Origin of the sequence: Anabaena sphaerica FACHB-251 (genome assembly GCF_014696825.1) — a bacterium.
Classification (GTDB): domain Bacteria; phylum Cyanobacteriota; class Cyanobacteriia; order Cyanobacteriales; family Nostocaceae; genus RDYJ01.
This window is the reverse complement of the sequence record NZ_JACJQU010000024.1, coordinates 63,808-70,348: the sequence shown is the minus strand read 5'-3', so window position 1 is coordinate 70,348 and position 6,541 is coordinate 63,808. Positions and strand designations below refer to the sequence as shown.

4 protein-coding genes are annotated in these 6,541 nt (G+C 35.8%); all 4 read left to right on the top strand.

What is annotated here, in order from left to right; genetic code table 11:
• Window positions 1–1,004 precede the first annotated feature (1,004 nt).
• Window positions 1,005–2,693 carry a circadian clock protein KaiC gene (kaiC, locus tag H6G06_RS24305; protein ID WP_190564629.1) on the top strand — a complete coding sequence of 563 codons (1,689 nt, stop codon included), beginning with the start codon at window positions 1,005–1,007 and terminating at the stop codon, window positions 2,691–2,693.
• A gap of 190 nt (window positions 2,694–2,883) precedes the next feature.
• Entirely contained in the window at window positions 2,884–3,192 is a 309-nt protein-coding gene (locus H6G06_RS24300) for a circadian clock KaiB family protein (RefSeq protein WP_190564628.1), read from the top strand.
• A 211-nt stretch (window positions 3,193–3,403) separates the two neighbouring features.
• Window positions 3,404–3,763, top strand: coding sequence for a circadian clock KaiB family protein (locus H6G06_RS24295; protein WP_190564627.1), 360 nt, complete (start codon window positions 3,404–3,406; stop codon window positions 3,761–3,763).
• 176 nt (window positions 3,764–3,939) lie between these two features.
• Window positions 3,940–6,537 carry a PAS domain S-box protein gene (locus H6G06_RS24290; protein WP_190564626.1) on the top strand — a complete coding sequence of 866 codons (2,598 nt, stop codon included), beginning with the start codon at window positions 3,940–3,942 and terminating at the stop codon, window positions 6,535–6,537.
• Window positions 6,538–6,541: the final 4 nt, after the last annotated feature.

The window sequence follows — 6,541 nt, the reverse complement described above, 5'->3', positions numbered from 1 at the left end:
CAATTATTCGAGCAACTTACTTTTGACGAGGTGATATCTATCTCATCTTATAACTTTATTCTCGAAGCTCTTTTCTATGCAGCTTCATATTAACTTGGTATAAGTAGGTAGGCACAAATAAACCTAACTATGTAACAAAATGTAAAATCATCAAAACCCTTGCGGTTGCTTCACTCCGCTACGCTCCGTTCGCAATGACATACCTTGAAATTTTCCCGCCTACCTACTTAAGACTTACGCAAGTGTCACATCAAACATCTCTTGTAGAGTGCGTCATACTGCATGAATCCTGTCAATAAACAGATTTTTGACATCTGACTCACCCTACTAATATGCCAGTTGCGTAAGTCCTGTTGCTTTCTAATTATTTAATTGGACAACTAAAACGTCCGGATATTGCTATGTCAATGGTTTAGTCTTTAGGCACTCGGTGCGGCGTAGCCGCACTATCGCTTGTGCCAGTTGCGTAAGTCCTGATTCTATTATATTGCGTGTCCCTTGCTTATCTTATTTTTCTCTCCTACCCCTACTTATTGAGCCGATACAGTTTAGCCATACCAAAATCGCAAACCCCCACCACAACATAAAATCAATTTTGCCAGAGGTCTATTGCCATGATGCCAAAACAGCAGCGGATAAAATTGCTGTTTCAGTTCCAGAGATAGATGAGGATTATCTCAACTGTAATCCCTTTTAACTCTGAATTTAGAGGTGTGCGTGACAAGCAGCAAATCATTGAGGAGCCGTGTGGAATTAACGTTTCATACACGGTTTTGTAGCCGAGTCAGGGGGGTGACTTGCTGGCTTAGGCATCCACCTAAAATATGTTTCAATCTTCAAAAAATATTTAAAATTTATAGATAAAATTTTAAAGGAAATGCAGTTAGAAGTTCGGCTGTTAGTTTGGACATGGCACAATTACCGATTAACACTGTCTATGGGGGCAAAAAAGGAACAACAATAGGAATAAATCTTAGTAAATTGTTCTGATTGAATTAGAGCTTATGGTTATACAAAATACAACTACAAAAAGTAATCAAAAATCTTTGCCTAAATCGCCAACTGGCATTCAAGGATTAGACGAAATTACTGGTGGTGGACTACCTCAAGGTCGTCCCACATTAGTTTGTGGTGCTGCGGGCTGCGGTAAAACCTTAATGGGAATAGAATTTTTAGTCCGTGGTATAACCGAATATGCAGAACCAGGAGTATTCATTTGTTTTGAAGAAAACCCCCAAGAACTCATACAAAATGTTACTTCTTTGGGGTGGGATTTAGAACAGTTAATTATTGACAAACAATTAGCCATTGACCACATCCAGATCGAACCCCAAGAAATTATTGAAGCAGGTAGCTATGACTTGGAAGGTTTATTTCTTCGCATCAGTCTAATGGTAGATGCAGTCAAAGCCAAACGAATAGTATTAGATACTATCGAAACCTTATTTATCGGTTTAAGTAACGCGGCTGTGATCCGTGCTGAATTACGTCGTTTATTTCACTGGCTCAAACAAAAAGGCTTAACTGCGATTATCACTGGAGAACAGGGGGACAAGACCCTGACACGTCAAGGCTTAGAAGAATATGTTTCTGACTGTGTAATTAAATTAGATCAACGAATTTATGACGAACTAGCCACACGACGACTACAAATTATTAAATATCGAGGTTCACGACATGGTTCTAACGAATATCCCTTCTTAATTACTGATGATGGTATTTCTGTTTTACCTATTACCTCCGTTGGTTTAGAACATCAGGTAACAACAGAACGTATTTCCTCTGGTATCCCGCGTTTAGATACCATGCTGGGGGGTCATGGATTTTTCCGAGGGAGCAGCATTTTAGTTACAGGTACAGCAGGAACTGGTAAAAGCACTATAGCTTGCCATTTTGCTGCGGAAACTTGTCGTCAAAAACAAGGGTGTTTGTACATAGCTTTAGAAGAAGCACCGCAACAAATTATTAGAAATATGCGCTCAATCGGCTTAGATTTAGAGCCTTATGTACAACAGGGGTTACTCAATTTGCAGGCATTTCGTCCTACTACCTATGGATTAGAAATGCACCTGGTGAATTTACATCACTGGATACGGAAATTTAAACCTTCTACCGTGGTTATAGATCCCATGAGTAACATGATATTAAGCGGTACACTCAATCAAACTAAGATGTTTTTTATGCGTTTGATTGATTTTCTCAAAGCGCAACAAATTACCGTGTTGTTAACCAACCTGAATCCTGGTCATGGTCTAATTGAGCAGACGGAAATAGGAGTTTCTTCCCTCATGGATACTTGGATTGACTTACGCACTTCAGAAACCAACGGAGAACGTAACCGACTCTTGTATCTGCTCAAATCTCGCGGGATGGAACACTCTAACCAAGTACGGGAATTTTTATTAACTAAACAAGGTGTAGAACTGGTAGATGTGTATTTAGGACAGGGAAATGTTTTCACTGGTAGTGCTAGAATTATTCAAGAAGCCCAAGAAAAATTAGCAGCCAGCCAACGCCAACGATTACTAGAGCAAAAAAGACGCGAATTAGAATACAAAGAAACATTAGTTTCCACGGAGATTTATGCATTACAGGCAGAATTAGCAGCAGATAAGGAAGAATTCCGCATTCTTGCAGAACAAGAAACTATGAATCATCAGAATTTCATCCAATACAGTCAAAAATTAGCTTAATTACAAAAAGCGGATTAGCCTGTTTTTTCACTTTTGTTACAGAAAAAATCTGACTCTATTTTCAGGCTAATTAACATCAGCTAAAAAATACTCCCATTGGCTCAAAATTTCCTGCCTGAATCCTGAATTCTGCTCTAAGTATGATATTCTTTCTCACTTGCCATAATCAAAAATCCAAAAAAATTATTTTATGCAAGAACACAATACATCATACGAATCAGGGATATGGAAATTACGGTTATATGTAGCTGGACAAACACCAAAATCTGTGGCTGCATTTGCCAATTTAACAAAAATATGTGAGCAAAATCTTTATGGTAAATATCAAATTGAAGTGGTGGATCTACTGCAACATCCTCATCTAGCAAGAGAATATAACATCTTTGCTATTCCCACTTTAATCCGTCAGCTACCGCCTCCTCTCAAGCAAATTATTGGTGATTTATCTGATCAAGAAAAAGTATTAGTTGGTTTAGAAATCAAGCCTGTTATAAATTAGTCATGACTTATGTAAAACAGAACGAAAGTAGCGGAATACCCTGCGGGAAGCAAGCTACATGAATCACCGCTACGGAATAACCAGGGTTTCAGTCCCATCTTGCGTAAGTCCTATTAGTAATTATTTAGTAATTATGACTGACGCTACACGGCTAGATTAGAAACCACACACGATTTTTATATGATATTCATCATTTTGGGAGTAATAAGTTATGAATAGTCAAAATGGACAAGAGGATATAAAAGATTTAAGTGCTGAATTTAAACAACTAATTACAAAAACGGAAAACCCAATTTTCTGTTTACGACTTTATGTAGCAGGTGCTAATTATAATTCTTTGAAGGCTTTACAAAATATCAAACAGATATGTGAAGAATATTTACCTGGTCAGTATCAGTTAGAAGTAATTGACATTTATCAACAACCAGGCTTAGTTTTGGTAGAAAATGTAGTTGCTGTACCCACATTAGTAAAAGAATTACCTCCACCAGTTAAAAAAATAATTGGTAATTTATCGAATACTGTCAATGTGCTTATAGGTTTAAATATTGCATCCCATAATAGGGAATAGGTTTGAAAGTTTCTTGTAATAATTTAGGAGTCAGGAGTAAAACTCTTTTTCTGTCTAGGTTTTACGTTAAATTTTTTACCTGATTGATCTGCAATCTGCTGTATATCACTTTGTTATCAACTTATACCTTTTGTCGCTCAATTTCCTGTTTTTCACATAAAAAGGAAAATCAAAAAATGAATTTAGATAATTATTCAACTGAAGAATTATTACAAGAAATTCAAGTCCTGCAAACAAGGTTAACAACGGCTGAAGATACATTAGAAACAATACATCAAGGTGCAGTTGACGCTTTTGTGATTGCTACTCCAGAAGGTGAAAAAGTATTTACGCTCCAAAGTGGAGATTACACCTATCGTTTGCTAATTGAGCAGATGTCTGAAGGAGCAGTTATTGTGACATCAGATGGAGGAATTTTATATGCTAATCAAGCATTTGCTAATTTAGTTCAGATTCCTTTAGCAAAGATTATCGGTTCTAAATTTCAACGATTTATTTTAGAGCGAGATGTTGATAAACTTCAAGCTTTGATGAAAATAAAAGAGCAAAATTTGGCAGCAGCAGGTGAATTCTCGCTCATCAATATTCATCAACAAGAAATATCTGTTTACATTAATGCCAATAGCTTGAATATTAATAGTTATGAGATTACTTGTTTTATTGTTACAGATTTAACCGAAAAACACCAAAATGAACAAATTATAGCTTCAGAGAGATTTGCTAGATCGATTTTAGAACAAGTGGGTGAATCTATAGTAGTTTGTGATGAAACTGGGAAAATTATTCGTGCTAGTCAAGTTTTTCATACTTTATGTGGAACAAATCCACTTTGGCAAAATTTTGATAATTTAATATCCTTATTTTTCTCTCATTTAGATTCAAATATTATAACTAATATCATCCAATCACTGCCAAATTATGTTCCAGATATAATGGCCGAACATCGCTTTCATATCAATACAGTTTTACAAGGGCAGACTTATCAGGGAGTAGAAGTTTATTTTCAACGTCCTGACGGTCAGCAGTTTGATTTATTTCTCAATGCTCGTCCTTTATTAAACTCAATTGGAGAAATTATTGGCGCAATTGTCAATCTTACAGATATTACAGAACGCAAACGCCAAGAAGCAGAAATACACCAGGCAAAGTTGGAATTAGAAATACGAGTTGCCCAACGCACTGCTGAACTAACTGAACTTAATAAACATCTACTTATTACCTTAGATGAGATAGAAAAAAAGCAACAAAAGCTTTGGGAACAAGCTCAACTTTTGGATTTGGCTCATGATACCATCTTGACTAAAGATATCAATTCCTCAGTCATTACTTTTTGGAATAACGGAGGAGAAAAGATGTATGGTTGGACAAAAGCCGAAGCTATAGGAAAAGTATCTCACAAACTTTTAAAAACCCAATTTCCGCAGCCATTAGCTGAAATTCAAGCACAAGTTCTAAAATTAGGATATTGGGAAGGAGAGTTAATTCATAGTGATAAAAATGGCACTTATGTAACTGTTTCCAGTCGTTGGGTACTACAAAAAGACGAGTCTGGTAAACCTGTGAAAATCCTAGAAATTAATAATGATATTACCCAACAAAAGCAAAAAGAAGCAGACCTAAAGAAAAGTGAAACCAAATTTCGCTCACTCACGGAATGTTTACCTATAGGTGTATTTTTGACTGATAAGGAAGGAAAAATTATTTATACTAATCCTTATTACCAAAAAATTTCTGGACTAACTATAGCAGCAACTAGAGGAAAAAATTGGTTAGATTTTATCCATGCAGATGACCGAGAGAAGATATTAAAAGAATGGTTGATGATTTTAAATAATTCACCGAAAGATTTTTGTGAGTTAGATTTTTGTCATGAAGTGAAATATTTTTATCAAGATAATCAAATCCATTATGCACGAATTCATTTAGCTCCAATGTTGATAGAACAGGAGAAAATGAGTGGTTATATCGGAATTGTAGAAGATATAACTGAAATTCGTGCAGTTGAGAAAATGAAAAAAGATTTTATCTCTATTGCTAGTCATGAATTGCGAACTCCATTAACAGCAATAAACGGTGCTTTAGGATTATTAGCAGGTAAAGTTTATGATAAAAATCCTGAAAAGCGTAGCCAAATGATTAATATTGCTGCTGCTCAAACAGCGCGTTTAGTCAGGTTAGTTAATGATATTCTTGCGTTACAGAAATTGGAGTCTGGTAATACAATCCTGGTAAAACAAAGTTGTGATGCAGCTAACTTAATTATAGATTCTGTCAATCTCATGCAACCAGAGGCAGAAAAAAATCACATAAATTTCAATATAAATACTATCTCAATCGAAATTTGGGTTAATCCTGACGCGATTATTCAAACTTTAACAAATCTGTTGAGTAACGCCATCAAGTTTTCTACACCTTGTACTACCATTACTGTTAGTAATATCTTAGTTGATAGCCAGGAAACTCAAGCACAAATATTTGCTCATTTAACGAATAATTCTTTACTCAATGTTCTATATCCACCCTATGTAATGTTTCAGGTGCAAGACCAAGGACAAGGAATTCCAGCAGATAAATTAGAAACTATATTTGGTTGGTTTCAGCAAGTTGATTCTAGCGATTCTAGAGAAAAAGGTGGTACAGGTTTGGGTTTGTCAATTTGTCGGAATATTATCCAACAACATGAAGGGCAGATTTGGGCAGAGAGCAATTTAGGACAAGGCAGCACATTTTTCTTTACATTACCACTTCGAGAAAATCATAATGAGAATACTTGAGAAG